This window comes from Geomonas sp. RF6 (assembly GCF_021044625.1).
In the GTDB taxonomy this organism is placed as follows: Bacteria; Desulfobacterota; Desulfuromonadia; order Geobacterales; family Geobacteraceae; genus RF6.
In genome coordinates, this window is sequence record NZ_CP087999.1 from 2746834 (window position 1) to 2765000 (window position 18167).

At 63.0% G+C, this 18167-nt stretch carries 12 protein-coding genes (1 of these 12 running past the window's edge); 8 read left to right on the forward strand and 4 right to left on the reverse strand.

What is annotated here, in order from left to right:
• Positions 1–72: 72 nt before the first annotated feature.
• Complete coding sequence (locus LPW11_RS11820; protein ID WP_230994094.1) at positions 73–2943, reverse strand: response regulator; 2871 nt, start codon at positions 2941–2943, stop codon at positions 73–75.
• On the reverse strand, positions 2927–4069 hold the full coding sequence (locus tag LPW11_RS11825; protein ID WP_230994095.1) for an iron-containing alcohol dehydrogenase: 1143 nt from the start codon (positions 4067–4069) through the stop codon (positions 2927–2929). The genes LPW11_RS11820 and LPW11_RS11825 overlap by 17 nt, the downstream gene beginning before the upstream one ends.
• Positions 4070–4498: 429 nt before the next feature.
• On the opposite strand from LPW11_RS11825, the gene LPW11_RS11830 reads away from it, so the two are divergent.
• Together LPW11_RS11830 and murJ are read left to right on the forward strand one after the other, a co-directional pair.
• On the forward strand, positions 4499–6010 hold the full coding sequence (locus LPW11_RS11830) for an oligosaccharide flippase family protein (RefSeq protein ID WP_269145335.1): 1512 nt from the start codon (positions 4499–4501) through the stop codon (positions 6008–6010).
• 62 nt (positions 6011–6072) lie between these two features.
• Complete coding sequence (gene murJ, locus LPW11_RS11835) at positions 6073–7662, forward strand: murein biosynthesis integral membrane protein MurJ (protein ID WP_230994097.1); 1590 nt, start codon at positions 6073–6075, stop codon at positions 7660–7662.
• A 360-nt stretch (positions 7663–8022) separates the two neighbouring features.
• On the opposite strand, the gene mazG is transcribed toward murJ, so the two are convergent.
• Together mazG and tgt are read right to left on the reverse strand one after the other, a co-directional pair.
• A complete protein-coding gene (mazG, locus tag LPW11_RS11840; RefSeq protein ID WP_230994098.1) occupies positions 8023–8808 on the reverse strand; it encodes a nucleoside triphosphate pyrophosphohydrolase in 786 nt (261 codons plus the stop codon).
• Positions 8809–8874: 66 nt separating this feature from the next.
• Entirely contained in the window at positions 8875–9981 is a 1107-nt protein-coding gene (gene tgt / locus LPW11_RS11845; protein WP_230998282.1) for a tRNA guanosine(34) transglycosylase Tgt, read from the reverse strand.
• 499 nt (positions 9982–10480) lie between these two features.
• Here tgt and LPW11_RS11850 point away from each other — a divergent pair, with 499 nt between their 5' ends.
• From LPW11_RS11850 to malQ, 6 genes are all read left to right on the forward strand, one after another.
• A complete protein-coding gene (locus LPW11_RS11850) occupies positions 10481–11146 on the forward strand; it encodes a succinate dehydrogenase cytochrome b subunit (protein ID WP_230994099.1) in 666 nt (221 codons plus the stop codon).
• 10 nt (positions 11147–11156) lie between these two features.
• Positions 11157–13070, forward strand: coding sequence for a fumarate reductase/succinate dehydrogenase flavoprotein subunit (locus tag LPW11_RS11855; protein ID WP_230994100.1), 1914 nt, complete (start codon positions 11157–11159; stop codon positions 13068–13070).
• Positions 13067–13807 carry a succinate dehydrogenase/fumarate reductase iron-sulfur subunit gene (locus tag LPW11_RS11860; protein ID WP_230994101.1) on the forward strand — a complete coding sequence of 247 codons (741 nt, stop codon included), beginning with the start codon at positions 13067–13069 and terminating at the stop codon, positions 13805–13807. The genes LPW11_RS11855 and LPW11_RS11860 overlap by 4 nt, the downstream gene beginning before the upstream one ends.
• A gap of 157 nt (positions 13808–13964) precedes the next feature.
• On the forward strand, positions 13965–14843 hold the full coding sequence (gene cas6, locus LPW11_RS11865) for a CRISPR system precrRNA processing endoribonuclease RAMP protein Cas6 (protein WP_230994102.1): 879 nt from the start codon (positions 13965–13967) through the stop codon (positions 14841–14843).
• 158 nt (positions 14844–15001) lie between these two features.
• Entirely contained in the window at positions 15002–16870 is a 1869-nt protein-coding gene (gene ftsH, locus LPW11_RS11870; protein ID WP_230994103.1) for an ATP-dependent zinc metalloprotease FtsH, read from the forward strand.
• 296 nt (positions 16871–17166) lie between these two features.
• A protein-coding gene (gene malQ / locus LPW11_RS11875; RefSeq protein WP_269145336.1) for a 4-alpha-glucanotransferase crosses the window boundary here: on the forward strand, positions 17167–18167 show its 5' portion. 514 nt of this gene lie beyond the right edge of the window; 1001 of the gene's 1515 nt are visible here — the first part of the coding sequence; it begins with the start codon at positions 17167–17169; its stop codon lies beyond the right edge, outside the window.

The following is an 18167-nucleotide window of genomic DNA, read 5'->3' on the forward strand; positions in this document are numbered from 1 at the left end:
GGGGGATTTCTTTTTCCTGGCCACATAGGAAAAATCTCTTTCGTAAAGTGCTCGTGCAGCGGGAACCAATCTTCACCTTGTCGCGCCGGTCTCGATTGCTCCCCGCAGCTTCAGGATCCTCTCGCGAGCCTCGTCCAGCTCGAAAAGATCCATGAGCCGGCGCACGATGCGGTACTCCTTGCCGTACTCCGTCGGAAGGAGAACCTCCCCGAGCCGTTCGAGGACTGTAAGCGCCTGCCCTACGTCGTTGCGGAGCAAGAGGAGAACCTCGTCGAGGAGCTTCACCACCTCTTCCCTGTCCATCGGTGCGGGGTGCGGAGCCTCCGTGCTCTCCCCCGCCTGGGCAAGGCCCTGCTCCAGTCCCGCCACCACCTCGTTGAGGCGGATCTGGTACTGCGTCATCAGTTCCTCAAAGCGGCCGTCGTCTCCTGAATCGATCCCCTTCTCCAGCGCCGCGGCGGCGGCCATCAGCCCATCTGCCCCGATCGTTCCGGCGATCGATTTCAGCGAGTGCGCGGTGCGCCCCGCGACCTCCCGGTTTCCCGCGACGAACTCCCGCCGGATAACCTCGTCGGAATCCTTCTTCGTCTCCAGGAACTTCTCCAGCATCTGGCGGTAGAAGCGCTTCTTGTTGTTCACGTGCTGCAATCCCTGCTGCACCGAAATCCCCGGGAGCTCGAAGGGGAGCTCCTCCTCCCCCCCTCCCGGAAGGGGAGCCGCGGCAGGGGCGGCTTCCTTCTGCTTTATCCAGCGCGCGAGCGCCTCGTACAGCTCTGCCGGTGCAATGGGCTTGCTGAGGTAGTCGTTCATCCCCGCCGAGAGGCACCTCTCTCGGTCTTTCACCATGGCGTGCGCCGTCATGGCGATGATCGGCAGGGAGGCGAACTCCTCCTGGGCGCGGATCTGCCGGGTCGCCTCCAGCCCGTCCATCCCCGGCATCTGGATGTCCATGAGGACGGCGTCAAACTCGTTGTTGCGCACAAGCTCCAGCGCCTCTTGCCCGTTTTCCGCGAGCGTCACCGAGATCCCAGCCTCGGTGAGGAGCTCCGAGGCGACCATCTGGTTGAAGTCGTTGTCTTCCACCAGAAGGACGCGGCCCCCCATGAGGCGGCGCAGGAGTTCCCCCTGAGCCCCCTGCCTCGGCTGGCGCCTCCCCTGCTCCCCACCTTCGTGCCCGAAGGCCGCGGTGATGGCGTCAAAGAGGCTCGACATGGTGATCGGCTTCGTGAGGTATGCGTCCAGCCCCTCCTCCAGGGCGCGGCGCTGCACCGCTTCGTTCCCGTAGGCGGTGACCATGATGATCTTCGTCGGGGGGATGTGGTGGAACATCCCGCGTATCATGGTCGCGGCTTCGAATCCGTCCATCTCCGGCATGCGCCAGTCGACGAAGACGACATCGTAGGGGTGCTCCTTCGCGGCCGCCTGCAGCTCTATCAGCCCGTCGGAGGTACGGGCAACGGTGGTGACCCGGTACCTGAGCGAGGAGAGGAGGTCCTGGAAGACGGTGCGGGCATTCCAGCTGTCGTCGATTACCAGCGCGCGCAGCCCCCGCAGCGTCCCGACCGTCTCGGCGGTCAGCTGCGGCTGCAGGCGCCCGATGCCGAGGGTGACGGTGAAGTGGAACTCGCTCCCCTTCCCGGGGACACTCTCCACCCCTATCGTCCCCCCCATGAGCTCCACGAGCTCGCGGCTGATGGCGAGCCCCAGCCCGGTCCCCCCGTACTTCCGCGAGCTGGTGGTGTCACCCTGACTGAAGGGGGTGAAGAGTCGCCCCATCTGGTGGGCGTTCATGCCGATCCCGGTGTCGCGCACCGAGAAACGCAGCAGCACCTTTTCCACCTCCGGGGGGTGCACCGGTGCGACCTCGAGCACGATCTCGCCGACGTGGGTGAACTTCACCGCGTTGTTGCACAGGTTTATCAGGACCTGCCCGAGGCGCAGCGGATCGCCGGAAAGGGAAGGGGGGAGCTGAGGGGAGACCTTGATGAGAAACTCCAGCCCCTTCTCCATAGCTTTTGCGCTGATGATGGAGGAGACCCTCTCCAGCATCTCCTCCAGGAGAAAATCGGTCCGCTCCAGATCGAGCTTCCCCGCCTCGATCTTGGAGAAGTCGAGAATGTCGTTGATGATGCCGAGGAGCGACTCCGCGGCGAAACTTGCCTTGCCGAGGTACTCCTGCTGCTTCGGGGAAAGGGGGGTGCGCAGCGCGAGGTGGATCATCCCCATGATGGCGTTCATGGGGGTGCGTATCTCGTGGCTCATGTTGGCCAGGAACGCTCCCTTCGCCCGGTTCGCCGCCTCCGCCGACTGCGATGCCGCCCGCAACTCCAGCGTGCGCTCCTCCACCAGCTGCTCCAGCTGCTCCCGATAGCGGCGCAGTTCCTCTTCCGCCCTTTTCCTCTGGGTGATGTCCTGTGTCACCCCGAGGTAGCCGACCGTCTCCCCTCTCACCCCGCGTATCGCCGTCATCACAATCTCCGTCGGTACGCGGATGCCGTCCTTGCGCAGATAGGTCCACTCCCGCTTTTCCGCCCCTTCCCGCTCCACAGGTTCCACGAGGATCTGGAATCCGGAGATCGGGCGACCGTAGCGACTGCTCACTTCCGAGCCGCGCTGCGCCAGCTCTTCTGCCACGTGGAAAAGGAGGGGGGTCTGCTGGCCGACGACTTCTTCCGCACGGTAGCCGAGGAGGATTTCGGCACCGCGGTTGAAGAGGGTGATGATCCCGTCGGGGGCGGTGGCGACGATGGCGACTTCGGTGGAGGCGTCCATGACCGCCTGAAGCGAGGCGTTGGTGTCGGCGAGGGAACGGCGGGCGGCTTCCAGTTCGCGCAGGCGCGCCTTCAGCTCGGAGTAGTAGGTCTTGTGCGAGGACTGATCCCCGAGCCCGATGATCCGGTTGCGCAGCTCATCCCATTCTTTGTCGTCAGAACGCCGCGTCATAGATCGCTTCGATCTCCTCGACGGTCGGCCTGCGCGGGTTGGTCACCATGCAGGGATCGTCGATCGCCTCTTCCGCAAGGCGCCGCATTTCACTTCGCTGCAGCCCCAGGTCGCGCAGCGAGCCTCCGAGCCCGGTGGCGCGGCGCAGGGTGTGAATCCACTCCAGAAGCGCCCCGAGGGGGTCGCCCGGGGAGTCGATCCCGAGGGCCAGCGCAATGTCGCGGTAGCGCCGGGGTATTGCCGGGTAATTGTACGCTATGACCTTTTCCAGGAGAACCGAGCTGCTCTCGCCGTGCGGGTTGTCCAGCAGCGCGCCGAGCGAGTGCGCCATGGCGTGGACCGCGCCGAGGCTCGCGTTGGAGAAGGCCATCCCTGCCTCGGTGGAGGCGAGCATCATGCCGTCCCGGGACTCCGGAGTCGGGTGTTGCACGGAGGGGATCATGTGGCCCGCCACCAGCCGCACCGCGTTCAGGGCGAGAAGGTCGGTAAAAGGGGAGCTTGCGTTGGAGACGTAGGACTCCACCGCATGTATGAGGGCGTCCATGGCGGTCCAGGCGGTAAGCTCCCGCCCCATCGTCTCGGTGAGGGCAGGGTCGATGAGGGAGAGGTCCGGCACCACCGATTTGCTGATGATCGCCTCCTTCTTCATGCGCACGTGGTCGGAGATGACGGCGAACTGCGAGATGTCCGCTGCGGAACCTGCGGTCGTGGGGACGCAGATCAGGGGGGGCATCGGCATAGGCACCTTGTCCACTCCGATGTAGTCAAGGATGTCCCCGCCGTTGGAGCAGACGATGCCGATCCCCTTCGCGCAGTCCATGGGGCTTCCACCACCGACGGCGACTATGCCGTCACACCCCCCTTCCATGTAGCGGGTCACCCCCGCTGTCACCTCGTGATCCTTCGGGTTGGAGGTGAGATCGGCGAAGATGAGCGCGCTTATCCCGCTGTCGGCAAGTCGCGAGCGCACCCCTTCCGTCCACCCCGCTTCCATGACTCCGGCGTCGCTCACCAGGAGCGCACGGGTCATCTCGAAGCGCCTCGCATACTGTCCCACCAGGGTGTGGGCGCCGCGCCCGAAGATCATCTCGGGGATCAGGAACTTGCGCAGCTCGAGCTCGGCCATGCCGTCTTCTCCTCCGCTCCCCTCCGAGTTGCCGACCTGCTCCTGCCGCGTCTCTTTGAGCTGCCTCAGCAGTGGAAAGGTGGGCAGGCGGTACTCGAAAATCACCTCCTACTATAACACCCTTCAAAGTGATTAAGCAAAATGGCCCCTCCCGCATTAGAAAATGACTGAAAAAAGATGTGGCTTTGGAACGTGAGTGTCGCTGCGGCGGGAAAGAGTGAAAAGAGGAGTCTTGGAAGGAACGGAAGGGGAGGTCAGCGGCGCTGGCTGAGAACGGGTGCGCCGCGGGGTTGACGGAGAATCGGCTTTTGACAGGGGACCGGCGCGGATGGTATAGTCAGGCGCTTGTGAAACCGAGATCCCGCGTGCGATCGGCTTTTGCCGCCGTCGTGCTCGCCACTTCACCCCCAGAGAGTCCGCCGCCCAAGCATGAACCCCCTCAAAAGACTAGCGAGACAGACTGCCGTGTACGGGCTGAGCAGCATCGTGGGCAGGCTGCTCAACTATTTCCTGGTGCCGCTGTACACGCGGATCTTCCTGCCGCAGGAGTACGGCATCGTCACCGAGCTGTACGCCTACGCGAGCTTTCTGATGATCCTCCTCACCTTCGGGATGGAGACGACCTTCTTCCGGTTTTCCGTGAGCCACGAGGACAAGGAGGGGGTGTACGGCACCTCCCTCCTTCCCGTCGTGGGGCTAAACCTCCTCTTCATGGCCATCGGCATCTCGGCCTCCTCCTTTATTGCCGAAAAGCTGCACTATCACGGGCACTCGGAGTACCTCGTCTACTTCGTGCTGATCGTGGGGCTCGACGCGATCTCGGCGATCCCCTTCGCGCGCCTGAGGCAGCAGCACAGGGCTCCCAGGTTCGCTCTGCTAAAGCTCGCAAACATCGGGATAAACATCGCGCTGAACCTCTTCTTCCTCCTCCTTTGCCCGTACCTCCTGCGGCACGGCTACGGCGCGTTCCTCTCCTTCTACGACCCGGCGGGGGGGGTGGGGTACGTCTTTCTCTCCAATCTCATCGCCAGCGCGGTCACCCTCCTCCTTCTGTGCGGCGACCTCTTCGGGGTGCGCCTGCGCTTTGACCGCGAGCTCTTCCGCGGGATGGTCCGCTACGCCCTCCCCCTCCTTCTTGCGGGAATGGCGGGGATGGTGAACGAGACGCTGGACAGGATACTCCTGCGCTACCTCCTCGTTGTTCCCGCCGGGGTCGCCAATGCGGCTGATTACGTCATGGCCCAGATCGGGATCTATGGTGCGAACTACAAGGTCTCCATCCTGATGACCCTTTTCATCCAGACCTTCCGCTACGCGGCGGAGCCGTTCTTCTTTTCCCACGCAAAGGAGAGCGACGCCCGCGACCTGTACCGGCAGGTCATGACCTGGTTCATACTTTTCGGCCTCGTCATCTTCCTCGGGGTCATGCTGTACATCGATGTCGTGCGCGGCTTCATCGGGGCGAAGTACTACTCCGGCATGGGGATCGTGCCGATCCTCCTGCTCGCAAATCTCTTCCTCGGGGTCATCTTCAACCTCTCCATCTGGTACAAGTTGAACAACAAGACGCAGTACGGCGCCTACATCACCATCTTCGGCGCGATCGTGACGATCGTCGCCAACGTCGTGCTGATACCGCTCATGGGGTATGCCGGTGCGGCATGGGCGACCTTCATCTGCTATTTCTGCACGATGATCGTGTCGTACGTGTGGGGACAGAAGCATTACCCGGTCGATTACGAGCTCGCGAAGATCGGGGGATACTTCGCCTTCGCGCTCGGGTTGTACTTTCTCAGCACCGCCTGGCCCTTCCACGCGCGCTCCTTCGTCCTCGCGGCGAACAGCATGCTCTTTATCCTTTTCCTGGCTGTCGCAGTCGGAAAGGAAAAGCGCGCGCTTCTCAGGCTGAAGGCGGGCGAGAGCGTGAGCCGGATGCCCTGACGATCGTCACCCCCGAGACTTGAAGGGAGTCGCTACTCCACCGTAACCACTGAAGGGGCCCGATGTCCGAAAAGAAAAACATCGCACGAGCCGCCGGCGTCCTCGGTGCCGCCACCATGCTCTCCCGCATCATGGGGATGATCCGCGACATGGTGGTCTCGCGCCTTTTCGGCGCCGGGCTCTACACCGACGCCTTCTTCGCCGCCTTCCAGATTCCGAACATGCTGCGGCGCTTCTTCGCCGAGGGTGCCCTTACCTCCGCCTTTGTCCCGACCTTTTCCGAATGGTACACGAAGCACGGCGAGGAGGAAGCTCGCGATCTGGCGAACATCTGTTTCACCCTTCTCACCATAGCCCTCGCCGTCGTTACCGTGCTCGGTATAGTCTTCTCCCCCTTCATCATCTCCCTCATGTTTCCCGGCTTCGCCGCGAATCCCGAAAAGCTCTCCCTCACGATCCTGCTGAACCGGCTGATGTTTCCCTACATCTTCTTCGTGAGCCTTGTCGCGCTGTGCATGGGGATTCTGAACACGGTGCGCCACTTCTTTACTCCGGCCATATCCACCGTTTTCCTCAATATCTCCATGATCCTCTGCGCGCTCCTGCTGCACGACCGCTTCCAGGTCCCGATCGTGGCGCTGGCCGTGGGGGTGCTGGTTGGCGGCTTCGCTCAGCTCGCCCTGCAGCTGCCGGTCCTCTACCGAAAAGGGTTTCCGCTGCGCCCCCGCTTCGTTTTGGGGCATCCGGCGGTGAGGAGGATCTCGCTTCTCATGGGGCCTGCGGTCTTCGGGGTGGGGGGGTACTACCTCAATATCGCCGTCGGGGCGATCCTCGCCTCCCTCCTGCCCCAGGGGAGCGTGTCGTATCTGTACTATGCCCAGCGCCTCTTCGAGTTTCCCCAGGGGATCTTCACCGCGCCGGTCGCCCAGGCTGTCCTCCCCTCCATGAGCCGGCAGGCCGCGGCGGGGGATCTCCCCGCGCTGAAGGAGTCTCTCTCCTACGGGATGCGCCTCACCCTCTTCATCACCATTCCCGCCACGGTGGGACTCCTTCTGTGCACGACGCCGATCTTCTCCCTCCTCTTCATGGGGGGGGCCTTCGACTACGCGAAGGCGAGAGCGTGCAGCGAGGCGCTCTTCTACTACGCTTCGGGGCTGTCGGTCGTGGCGCTGGTGCGGGTAGTCGTTCCCGCCTTCTACGCCCTCGGCGACACGAGGACGCCGGTGATCACCGCCTTTGTCGCGTTCGTGCTGAACCTCGTCTTCTGCCTCGCCCTCATGGGGCCGCTGAAACACGGCGGGCTGGCGTTCGCCTCGACCCTCTCCGCGCTCTGCAACCTCGTTCTCCTGCTCTGGCTGATCCGCAGGAGGATCGGGCGCTTCGGCGGTCGCGCCGTCGCGATCTCCGTCCTGAAGGGAGCGGTCGCTTCCGTGCCGATGGGGGTGGTGGTGTACTGGATGCTCGGGGTGACGGAGTGGTCGCGCGGCGGGGAGAAGCTGGTAAAGGGTGTGGTGCTCGGGGGGAGTGTCGGCGCGGGGATCGCCGTCTTCTTCGTCTGCGCGCGCCTTCTGGGGTGTGAGGAGGCGCGTGACGCGCTCTCGCTGGTGAAAAGGAAGGTGTTAAAGGAAAAGGGGGAAGGTTCCGGCAGCTGAGGCGGAAAAGGGGATAGGGCGAAAAAGCACCCTGTCCCCTTTTTTACTGCCCCATTTTCTTGTTACTTTTTTTAACAAAGGAGGGAAAGGTGCTTCCGGCTGTGGTGGTTATGAACAGGATTTCCACCGGCCCGTTTCGCTAATTAGCTGGTATACATCTTTCCTTGACTAAATCTTTATCGATCTGGCCGTCTTTCTGTAAGTGGCCGACTTTAAACGGTTCTGTGGTCGTGGCCAAAAAGTGTGCAGAACGCGTAAACGCCTTTTACAGTAGATGTTTACAAATTTCTCCACACCGTTATCCACAGCTTTTACACAGAAGCTGTGGATAAGGGGAGAGTGGGTAAAAAATTAACAACTTCAATCCTTTTCCAAACTCTTCGCTTCCTGCCACAGCTCTTCCATCTCCTCAAGGGTCGCCGACTGCATCGCGCTCCCCCTCGCATGGAGTGTCTCCTCGATGTGGGTGAAGCGCCTGGTGAAGCGCTGGATCGTCTTCCGGAGCGCCTCCTCGGGATTTATGGAAAGAAAGCGCCCGAGGTTCACGATAGCGAAAAGGAGGTCGCCCAGTTCCGATTCCATTTCCTCCTGGTCGCCGGCGAGCATCGCTTCCTCGAATTCGTGCAGCTCCTCCATGACCTTCGCAAAGACCTGGTCCGTGTGCTCCCAGTCAAAGCCGACACGCGCCGCCTTCTCGGTGATCTTCTGCGCCTGCATGAGGGCGGGGAGCTGCTGCGGCACACCTGAGAGTGCAGACTTTCGCTCCTCCCCCTTTTCCTTCTTCTTGATCTTCTCCCAATTCACCAGCTGCTCTTCGCTCGTCCTGATCGTCTCCTCGCCAAAGACGTGCGGGTGGCGCCGGATCAGCTTTTCGTTGATCGCCTCCAGCACCTCGTCCATGGTGAAGGAGCCGCTCTCCTCCGCAATCGCCGCGTGAAATACCGGCTGCAGGAGGAGGTCCCCCAGTTCCTCCTTCAGGTGGTCGACCGAGCCGCTATCTATCGCCTCGATGACTTCGTACGCTTCTTCCAGGAGGTAGCGCTTCAGCGAGTCGTGGGTCTGCTCCGCGTCCCAGGGGCAGCCGCCGGGGGCGCGCAGCTTGCGCATGATGTCCATCAGTGTGTCGAACTTCGTCTTCTCTGTCATCGCTTCCTCTGTTTTGCGCCGGAGCGGGCTGGCGGCGCTACCCCGCCGACAGCCCGGCTTCTCCTGCTATTTCCCTTTCAGGTAGTCCGCGAGGAACCTGGTCTTGTACTCCATGAAGCGCCCTTCCTCGATGGCGTAGCGCACCTCGGACATCATGTTGAGGTAGAAGTGCACGTTGTGGATGCTCGCCAGTATGGCGGAGAGGACCTCGTTCGCGCTGAACAGGTGATGCAGGTACGCCCTCGTGAAGTTCTGGCAGGTGTAGCAGGTGCAGTTCGGGTCGATGGGGTAGAAGTCCCTGCGGTAGTTCTTGTTGGTGAGGCGGATCCTGCCGCGGTTGGTGAAGAGCGTCGCGCTGCGCGCGTAGCGGGTGGGGATGACGCAGTCGAACATGTCGATGCCCCGCTCCACGCTCTCCAGGATGTCCTCCGGAAGGCCGACACCCATGAGGTAGCGCGGCTTGTCTTCCGGCAGGTGCGGTGCGGTGTACCCTACAACCTGCTTCAGGAGTTCGAGCCCCTCGCCGACGGAGACGCCGCCGATGGCGTAGCCGGGGAAGTCCATCTTCACCAGCGCCTTCGCACAGCGGGCGCGCAGGTCCTCGTAGACGCTCCCCTGTACGATCCCGAAAAGGGCCTGGTCCTTGCGCGTCTGCGCGTCCTTGCACTGCTTCGCCCAGCGGATCGTCTTCTCGGTGGAGCGCTCCGCGTACCCCTTGTCGCACGGGTAGGGGATGCACTCGTCGAACGCCATGATGATATCGGAGCCGAGCGCCTCCTGGATTGCCACCGCCTTCGCCGGATCGAGGAATACCTCCTCGCCGGTGATCTCGTGGCGGAAGTGCGCTCCTTCCTCCGTTATGCGCTTGTTCGGCAGGGAAAAGACCTGGAAGCCGCCGGAGTCGGTGAGGATCGGGCCGTCCCACCCCATGAACTTGTGCAGCCCGCCGGCCTTTTCAATGAGGGCCTCTCCGGGGCGCAGATGCAGATGGTAGGTGTTGGAGAGGATGATCTGGGCGCCCGCCTCGGTGACCTGTGCCGGCGTCATCGCCTTCATCGCCGCATGCGTCCCCACAGGCATGAAAATGGGGGTCTGTATCTCGCCGTGGGGGGTCGTGACGGTGCCCCGGCGGGCGAGGGAGCTGCGGTCCTTCTTCAAAAGTCTGAATTTCAGCATTTACCTTCCGTGATTGCTAAATTTTTTTGCTGCAACAGCAACTTAATTAGCAGAGCCCCGCCCAAAAAGCAAGGTCGACGGCCCCCGCGGGGCAAAACACGGTTTGCCTGAAGCTAAACGCGTGTTATCCTTACTCGCGTTGCCATCCTGCATATTGTATACAATACGATATAGTGTATACAAAACGCGCTTGCATTTTGTCGCCCCCGGCCGTAATATACCGCACCGCCTAAGCCTCGGCCCCTCGCGCCACCACAGCAAAGAGGAGGGAGTCCAATGAAGCCATTGCGCGCACCACCCCTCATGCAGCGGCAACCGGTGTGACGTACGCTGCTGCAGTAGAACGGCTCACCAGAGCGCTTTATGCGCACAGCAGGTAACCCGATTATAGCTGTCTTACGATCCTCCCGGGAAGAGGATCCTGCCCGGGGCCCATTCTGAGCTCGGGGGGCTGTGCGAGACAGACGCTAATCAAGAAAGGTAGAGGGAAAAGACTATGCATATCTTCAAAAGCACCGTGGGGAGGAAGATCCTCATGTCGGTCTCGGGGCAACTCCTGATTCTCTTTGTCCTTGTCCACCTCATGGGGAACAGCGCCATTTTCCTCGGGCCGAGCGTCATCAACGGCTACGCCGAGCACCTGAACAGTCTCCTGCCGCTGGTGTGGAGCATGCGGGTGGCCATGCTGATCGCGCTGCTCGTGCACGTCACCTACGGGGTGCAGCTCACCCTGGAGAACAAGGAGGCGAAGCCGAAGGGGTATGCGGTGCAGCGGCAGCTGAGGGCGAACTTCGCTTCCCGCAACATGATCTGGACCGGCGTCCTCCTGGCGCTCTTCATCGCCTACCACCTGCTGCAGTTCACCTTCAAGGTGACGCCGGAGGTTGCAGCGCTCACCGCGACGATCGGGCGCTACGACGTCTATGCGATGGTGGTGACGACCTTGCGGCGCGGGGTCATCGCGGCGACCTACATCTTTGCCATGGTCATGCTCTACCTGCACCTGCGTCACGGCATCCCGAGCTTCCTGCAGACCATGGGGTGGAACAACGCGCGGACCCTTTCCCCGATTTCGGCCATGGGAAAGGCGGTGTCGGCCCTGCTGATGCTCGGCTACATGGCCATCCCCGTCACCATCTTGTTCGGCGTTCTCAATATATAGGGGGGATACAGTGATACTCGACGGAAAATGTCCGAAAGGACCGATTGAAAGCTCGTGGGACCGGCACCGTTTCGACCTGAAGCTGGTGAACCCTGCCAACAAGAGAAAGTACAAGATCATCGTCGTCGGCACCGGGCTCGCCGGCGCCTCCGCAGCAGCCACCCTCGGGGAACTCGGCTACCGCGTCGAGGCGTTCTGCTACCAGGACAGCGCGCGCCGCGCCCATTCCATCGCCGCACAGGGGGGGATCAACGCCGCGAAGAACTACCCCAACGACGGCGACAGTGTCTACCGCCTCTTCTACGACACCATAAAGGGGGGGGACTTCCGCGCCCGCGAGGCGGACGTGTGGCGGCTCGCGCAGGTCTCGAACAACATCATCGACCAGTGCGTGGCGCAGGGGGTTCCCTTTGCCCGTGACTATGCCGGCTACCTCGACAACCGCTCCTTCGGCGGCGCCCAGGTCTCCCGCACTTTCTACGCCCGCGGGCAGACCGGGCAGCAGCTCCTCCTCGGCGCCTACTCCGCACTGTCGCGCCAGGTGCATGCGGGGACCGTGAAGGTCTTCGAGCGCACCGAGATGCTCGATCTCGTGGTGGTGGACGGCGAGGCGAAGGGGATTACGGTTCGCGACATGGTCACCGGCGAGATCCGCTGCCACGTCGGCGACGCCGTCGTCCTCGCCAGCGGCGGATACGTCAACGTCTTCTACCTCTCCACGAACGCCATGGGATGCTCGGTGACGGCGACCTGGCGCGCGCACAAGAAGGGGGCGTTCTTCGCCAACCCCTGCTACACCCAGATCCACCCGACCTGCATCCCGCAAAGCGGGGAGCACCAGTCAAAGCTCACCCTCATGTCGGAGTCGCTGCGAAACGACGGGCGCTGCTGGGCGCCGAAGCAGGCGGGGGATACCCGCCCGCCGAACCAGATACCGGAGGATGAGCGGGACTACTACCTGGAGCGGAAGTACCCCTCATTTGGCAACCTCGCCCCGCGCGACATCGCCTCCCGTGCAGCAAAGGAGCAGTGCGACGACGGTCGCGGCGTCGGCCCAGGCGGGCGCGGCGTCTATCTCGACTTCGCCGATGCCATAAAGAGGCTCGGGGAGAAGACGATCCGGGAGCGCTACGGCAACCTCTTCGACATGTACGAAAAGATCACCGACGAGGACGGGTACAAGGTGCCGATGCGCATCTACCCGGCGCCACACTACGCCATGGGGGGGCTCTGGGTCGATTACAACTGTCAGAGCAACCTCCCCGGGCTTTTCGTGATCGGCGAGGCGAACTTCTCGGTGCACGGCGCGAACCGTCTCGGCGCCTCCGCCCTCATGCAGGGACTTGCCGACGGCTACTTCGTGATCCCCTACACCATCGCCGGGTACCTCGCGCGCATCAAGCCGGGGGAGGTCTCGGCGGAGGACGCGGAGTGCAGGAAGTCGATCGAGGATGTGAAGGCGTACACCAGCCGGCTTCTCTCCATAAACGGGAAGAAGACGGTGAACGACTTCCACCGCGAGCTCGGCAAGATTATGTGGAACGACGTCGGGATGGCGCGCAGCGAGCAGAGCCTCACCGATGCCATAAAGAGGATCCCCGACCTGCGCGACGAGTTCTGGCACAACGTGAAGGTCTCCGGCAGCGGGATGGAGCTGAACCAGCAGCTGGAGAACGCGGGGCGCGTGGCGGATTTCCTGGAGTTCGGCGAGCTTCTGGCGCGCGACGCCCTGCACCGCAAGGAGTCGTGCGGCGGGCACTTCCGCGTGGAGTACCAGATGCCGGACGGCGAGGCGAAGCGCGATGACGAGAACTTCTGCTATGTGGCGGCGTGGGGCTTCAATGGGGTCGACCAGGAGCCGGAGCTGCACAAGGAGCCGTTGACGTTCGAGAACGTCCACCTGGCGGTAAGGAGCTACAAATGAACCTGACACTGCATGTATGGCGCCAGAAAGGGCCGAACCAGCCGGGGAGGCTCGAGCAATACGAGGCGAAGGATATAAGTCCGGACATGTCGTTTCTGGAGATGCTCGACGTGGTGAACGAGGAGCTCATCAAGGCGGGGCAGGATCCGATATCCTTTGATCATGACTGCCGCGAGGGGATCTGCGGCTCCTGCTCGCAGGTAATAAACGGCATCCCCCACGGGGGGCGCGAGCACACCACCGTCTGCCAGCTGCACATGAGGGCCTTCAAGGACGGCGACGACATCTACATCGAACCGTGGCGCGCCACCGCCTTCCCGATCATCAAGGACCTGATCGTGGACCGCACCTCCATGGAAAAGATCATCCAGGCGGGAGGGTATGTTTCGGTGCACACCGGAGGGGTGGTGGACGGAAACGCCCACCTGGTGCCGAAGCCCGCGGCGGACTACGCGATGGACGCGGCGGAGTGCATCGCCTGTGGTGCCTGCATAGCTGCCTGCCCGAACGGCTCCGCCATGCTGTACACCGCCGCAAAGGTGGCGCAGCTCGCCGCGCTGCCGCAGGGGCAGGTGGAGGCGGCGCGCCGCGTCTGTGCCATGACCGATGCCATGAGGGCGAACGGCTTTGGCAACTGCTCGAATCACTTCGAGTGCGAGTCGGTCTGCCCGAAGGGGATCAGCGTGAAGTTCATCGCGAAGCTGAACAGGGAGTACCAGAAGGCGCTGACGAAGTAGGGAAGAGTACATCGCGGACCATGCGGGCGGAGGGGAGACTTTCCGCCCGTTTTTTTGTTGCCCGGGGATGCGGCGCCTGTGTAGAATTTCCGTCCGACAGGTCCGACAGGTCCGACAGGTCCGACAGGTCCGACAGTACAACTCACAAGGATCCCCAGTGGAACTTCACCACGTCACCATAATATTCACCGCTACCCTCACCGCGAACCTCCCCGACCCCTTTGCCCTCTTCTCCGTGCGAGGCGCCTTCGAGGAGTCCTTCCGGGAGGCGGTCGGCTGCCGCAGGGGTGCATGCCCAGGCTGCCTGCGCACCGGATCGTGCGCCTTCGCCGCCAACTTCGCCCAGGAGCTCTCCCGCGACCCGGAGGGGCTGCGCCGCCACCAGAAGCCCCCTCTCCCCTTCGTCTTCCGGATGCCGGTCCTTCCCCCCCTCCCGAATCGCGGCAAGAGTCTGGAGTGCTCCCTCACCCTCTTCGGAAGCGCCATCCAGCACTTCGACAACTACCTCGGCGCGGCCGCCCTCCTCTTTCGCAGGGTGGGCGCCCACCTTTCCGCGGTCGAGCTCCTCTCCCCCGGAGGTGAGCGCTCCCCTCTCCCCGCCGGAACCTCGGCCGCCGACAGCCCCTTGCCGCTTCTGACCGCAGCCGACCCCCTCTCCGCCGGCCCCCTTGCCCCGGACCGGGTGACCGTCGATTTTCTTACGCCGCTGCGGCTGCCGAGCGAGGGGAAGGTCCTGAGACAGATCGATTTTTCCCACTTCGCCCGCGCGCTGCTACGTCGCGTCTCCACGGTCGCCTACTACTACGGCGGCATCGAGCTTCCCCTCGACTACCGAGCCCTCGCTGCGGCGAGCGAGAAGGTGACCTGCACCTCTTCCACGACCCGCTTCACCCAGTGGGGAAAGACCTCCGGTATTGTGGGAACGCTTTCTTTCTGCGGTGATATCGAGGAATTCCATCTCCTCCTGCTCCTCGGCCGGGCCATGCACCTCGGAAAGGGAGCGTCCTTCGGCCTCGGCCACTTCCAGATCTCCTGAACCCGCGCCTCTTTGCATCATGCCTGCCAAAGCCGGCTCCCTGCCTTGTAATACCCGCTGTACCGGTTTAAAATACCCTTAGCCGAAGTGCCGGCCCCGCAGCGGGCGCCCCCTTCGGACCCTTCCTCTTTTAGAAAAGCCGCATTACGGGAGATGCTATGGGGCCAACCATCTGGAGGCCGCTGCTCGTTACGGTGCTGTTGCTTTTTCTGCTGGACCTCTTCTACGGCAGCGTCGTCAAGCAGGCGGCCGAAAGGGGCGCCGAGATAAGCTATAGCCGCTTCAGAGAAGAGCTCGATGCCGGTAACGTGAAGGACGTCACCCTGAGGGGCTTCTATCTCCGCGGTAACTTCCGCCAGCCCGTCAAACTTCCTGCCGCTGCCGCCGACAAGAAAGGGGGCGCAAACGATACCACCTCTTTCAACACCTACATCCCTTCCCTTGGAGACAGCACCCTCATGGCGGACCTCGCCGCCCGGAAGGTGGAGGTCACCGCGCTCCCTGCCGACGGCTCGAGCGGGATGAACATACTCCTCTACCTCCTGCCGTGGCTCCTCATCATCGGAGTGTGGTGGTTCGTCATGAAGGGGATGAAGGCGCAGGGGCCGAGTTCCCTCATGGGAGGGTTCGCCCGCTCCGGCGCTAAGACCTACAGCTCCGAGCACCCCCACGTGACCTTCTCGGACGTCGCGGGGCTTAATGAGGCGAAGCAGGAGCTGCGCGAGGTGGTGGAGTATCTGAAGGACCCGAAGAAATTCCAGATGATAGGGGGGAAGGTTCCGAAAGGGATTCTCCTGGTAGGCCCCCCGGGCACCGGAAAAACGCTCCTCGCGCGAGCGGTCGCCGGTGAAGCCGGTGTCGCCTTCCTTTCTATCTCGGCCTCCCAGTTCATCGAGATGTTTGTCGGCGTCGGCGCGAGCCGGGTGCGCGATCTCTTCGCCAACGCAAGAAAGAGCGTCCCGAGCATCATCTTCATCGACGAGCTCGATGCCGTCGGCCGCAGCCGCGGTGCCGGTTTTGGCGGCGGTCACGACGAGAGGGAGCAGACGCTGAACCAGCTTCTGTCCGAGATGGACGGATTCGACCCCCACGAGGAGGTCGTGGTGATGGCGGCGACGAACCGCCCCGATGTCCTCGACCCCGCGCTGCTGCGCCCGGGGCGCTTCGACCGCAACGTGGTCATCGAGCGCCCGGACTGGCGCGACCGGGAGCAGATCCTCAAGGTGCACACCCGCAAGGTGCCGCTCGCCGCGGACGTCGATCTCGCCGTCATCGCCAAGGGGACGCCGGGGATGACCGGCGCCGACCTGGAGGGGCTGGTGAACGAGGCGGCGATACTCGCGGCGCGCGACAATGTGCAGGTAGTCACCGGCGACCATCTTGAGCGCGCGAAGGACAAGATCCTCATGGGAGGTGAGCGGCACATGGTGATCTCCTTCGAGGAGAAGCGGCTCACCGCCTACCACGAGGCCGGCCACGCCCTGGTGGCGCGGCTCCTGCCGAGCACCGACCCGGTGCACAAGGTCACCATCATCCCGCGCGGCCGCGCCCTCGGCGTCACGCAGCAGCTCCCGGAGGACGACCGCTACCACTACCCCCGTTCCTACCTGGTGAACCGGCTCTGCGTCATTCTGGGGGGGCGCGCAGCGGAAAAGCTCATCTTCAACGACGTCTCCACTGGGGCGCAGAACGACCTTAAGACCGTCACGGAGCTCGCCGAGAAGATGGTGTGCCAGTGGGGGATGAGCGAAAAGATCGGGGCGATGACCTTCTCCCGCGGCGAGGAGCACCCTTTCCTCGGCATGAAGCTCGCGGAGGAGAAGACCTTCTCGGAGGAAATGGCCTGGATGATAGACCAGGAGATCGCCGCCCTGATACGGAATGCGGAACAGCGAACGCTCGAGCTCGTCTCCACCAACAAAACGAAGCTCGACGCACTCGCGGAGGCGCTTCTCGAAGAAGAGACCCTGGACGGCCAGCGAGTCGATGAAGTCCTGGCCACCGCCTCAGAGGCGGCCCGCATGTAGCCTCACCGGCATGCACACCCGCACCCCTTTCCCTGATGAAAAGACCTCAGGCACATCGCGGCACTTCCTCTCACCCCGCACCTGGCATGCGTTTGCGACAGCCGGTCCATTTGCAAAGCTCCCTCTTTATGTCATAGTTCTACCTGCTCAAAAATTACACACCTTTAAGGTGTCTCCCGCTCCGCGCCGCTCCCCCGCCCGCTGCGGCGTTCCGTGCGGGGTAGCGGCTTCGTTCCGACCCGACCCGTCGACGGGCGACCTGCACGCATCGCCCATACCCATACCATTTCAACGAGGTGATCTTGATGGTGCGACAGAGAAAAAGCGGGGTGCTCATGCACCCGACGTCCCTACCCGGTCCCGGAGGGATCGGCTCCTTTGGCGTTGAAGCACGCGACTTCGTCGATTTTCTGCAGGCTGCCGGTCAGTCCCTCTGGCAGATTCTTCCCCTGGGGCCGACCGCCTACGGCGATTCCCCCTATTCCTGCTACTCTGCCTTCGCGGGAAATCCGCTCCTTATAAGCCTCGACAGGATCGTGGAAGAGGGGGAGCTGACCGCCAGCGAGGTGCAGATGCCGTCACTGGCGGAGCGTGTCGACTACGGGGCGGTCGCTGCGCACAAGTTTCCCCTCCTGAAGAAGGCGGCGATGCGCTTTTTCGAGGCAGCTCCCCAGGAGCGGAAGCAGGAGTTCTGGAACTTCTGCGACTCCACCTTCTGGCTGCACGACTACGCGCTCTTCATGACGTTGAAGGAGCACTTCTCCGGAAAGAGCTGGAACGAGTGGCCGGAGCCGATCCTGAAGCGGGAGCCGGCGGCGCTGTCGGAGTGGAGCGAAAAGCTCGGCCGCGCCATCGGGGAGCAGAAGTACGAGCAGTGGCAGTTCAGCCGCCAGTGGCACGACCTGAAGGGATACGCTAACTCCAGAGGGGTGCAGATCGTGGGGGACCTTCCGATCTTCGTCGCCTTCGACTCTGCAGACGTGTGGGCGAACCCGCATCTCTTCTATCTGGACGACGAGGGGAACCCGACTGTGGTGGCGGGGGTTCCGCCGGACTACTTCAGCGAGACCGGGCAACTCTGGGGGAATCCGCTCTACAACTGGGAGCGGATGGCGATGGAAGGGTACGGCTGGTGGATCGCCAGGATCCGCAACGACCTCTCCCTCTACGACATGGTGCGCATCGACCACTTCCGCGGCTTCGAGTCGTACTGGGAGATCCCGAAAGGGGAGCCGACCGCGCAAAAGGGGAGGTGGGTGCAAGGCCCCAAGGACGCTCTCTTTGACGCGCTGCACCG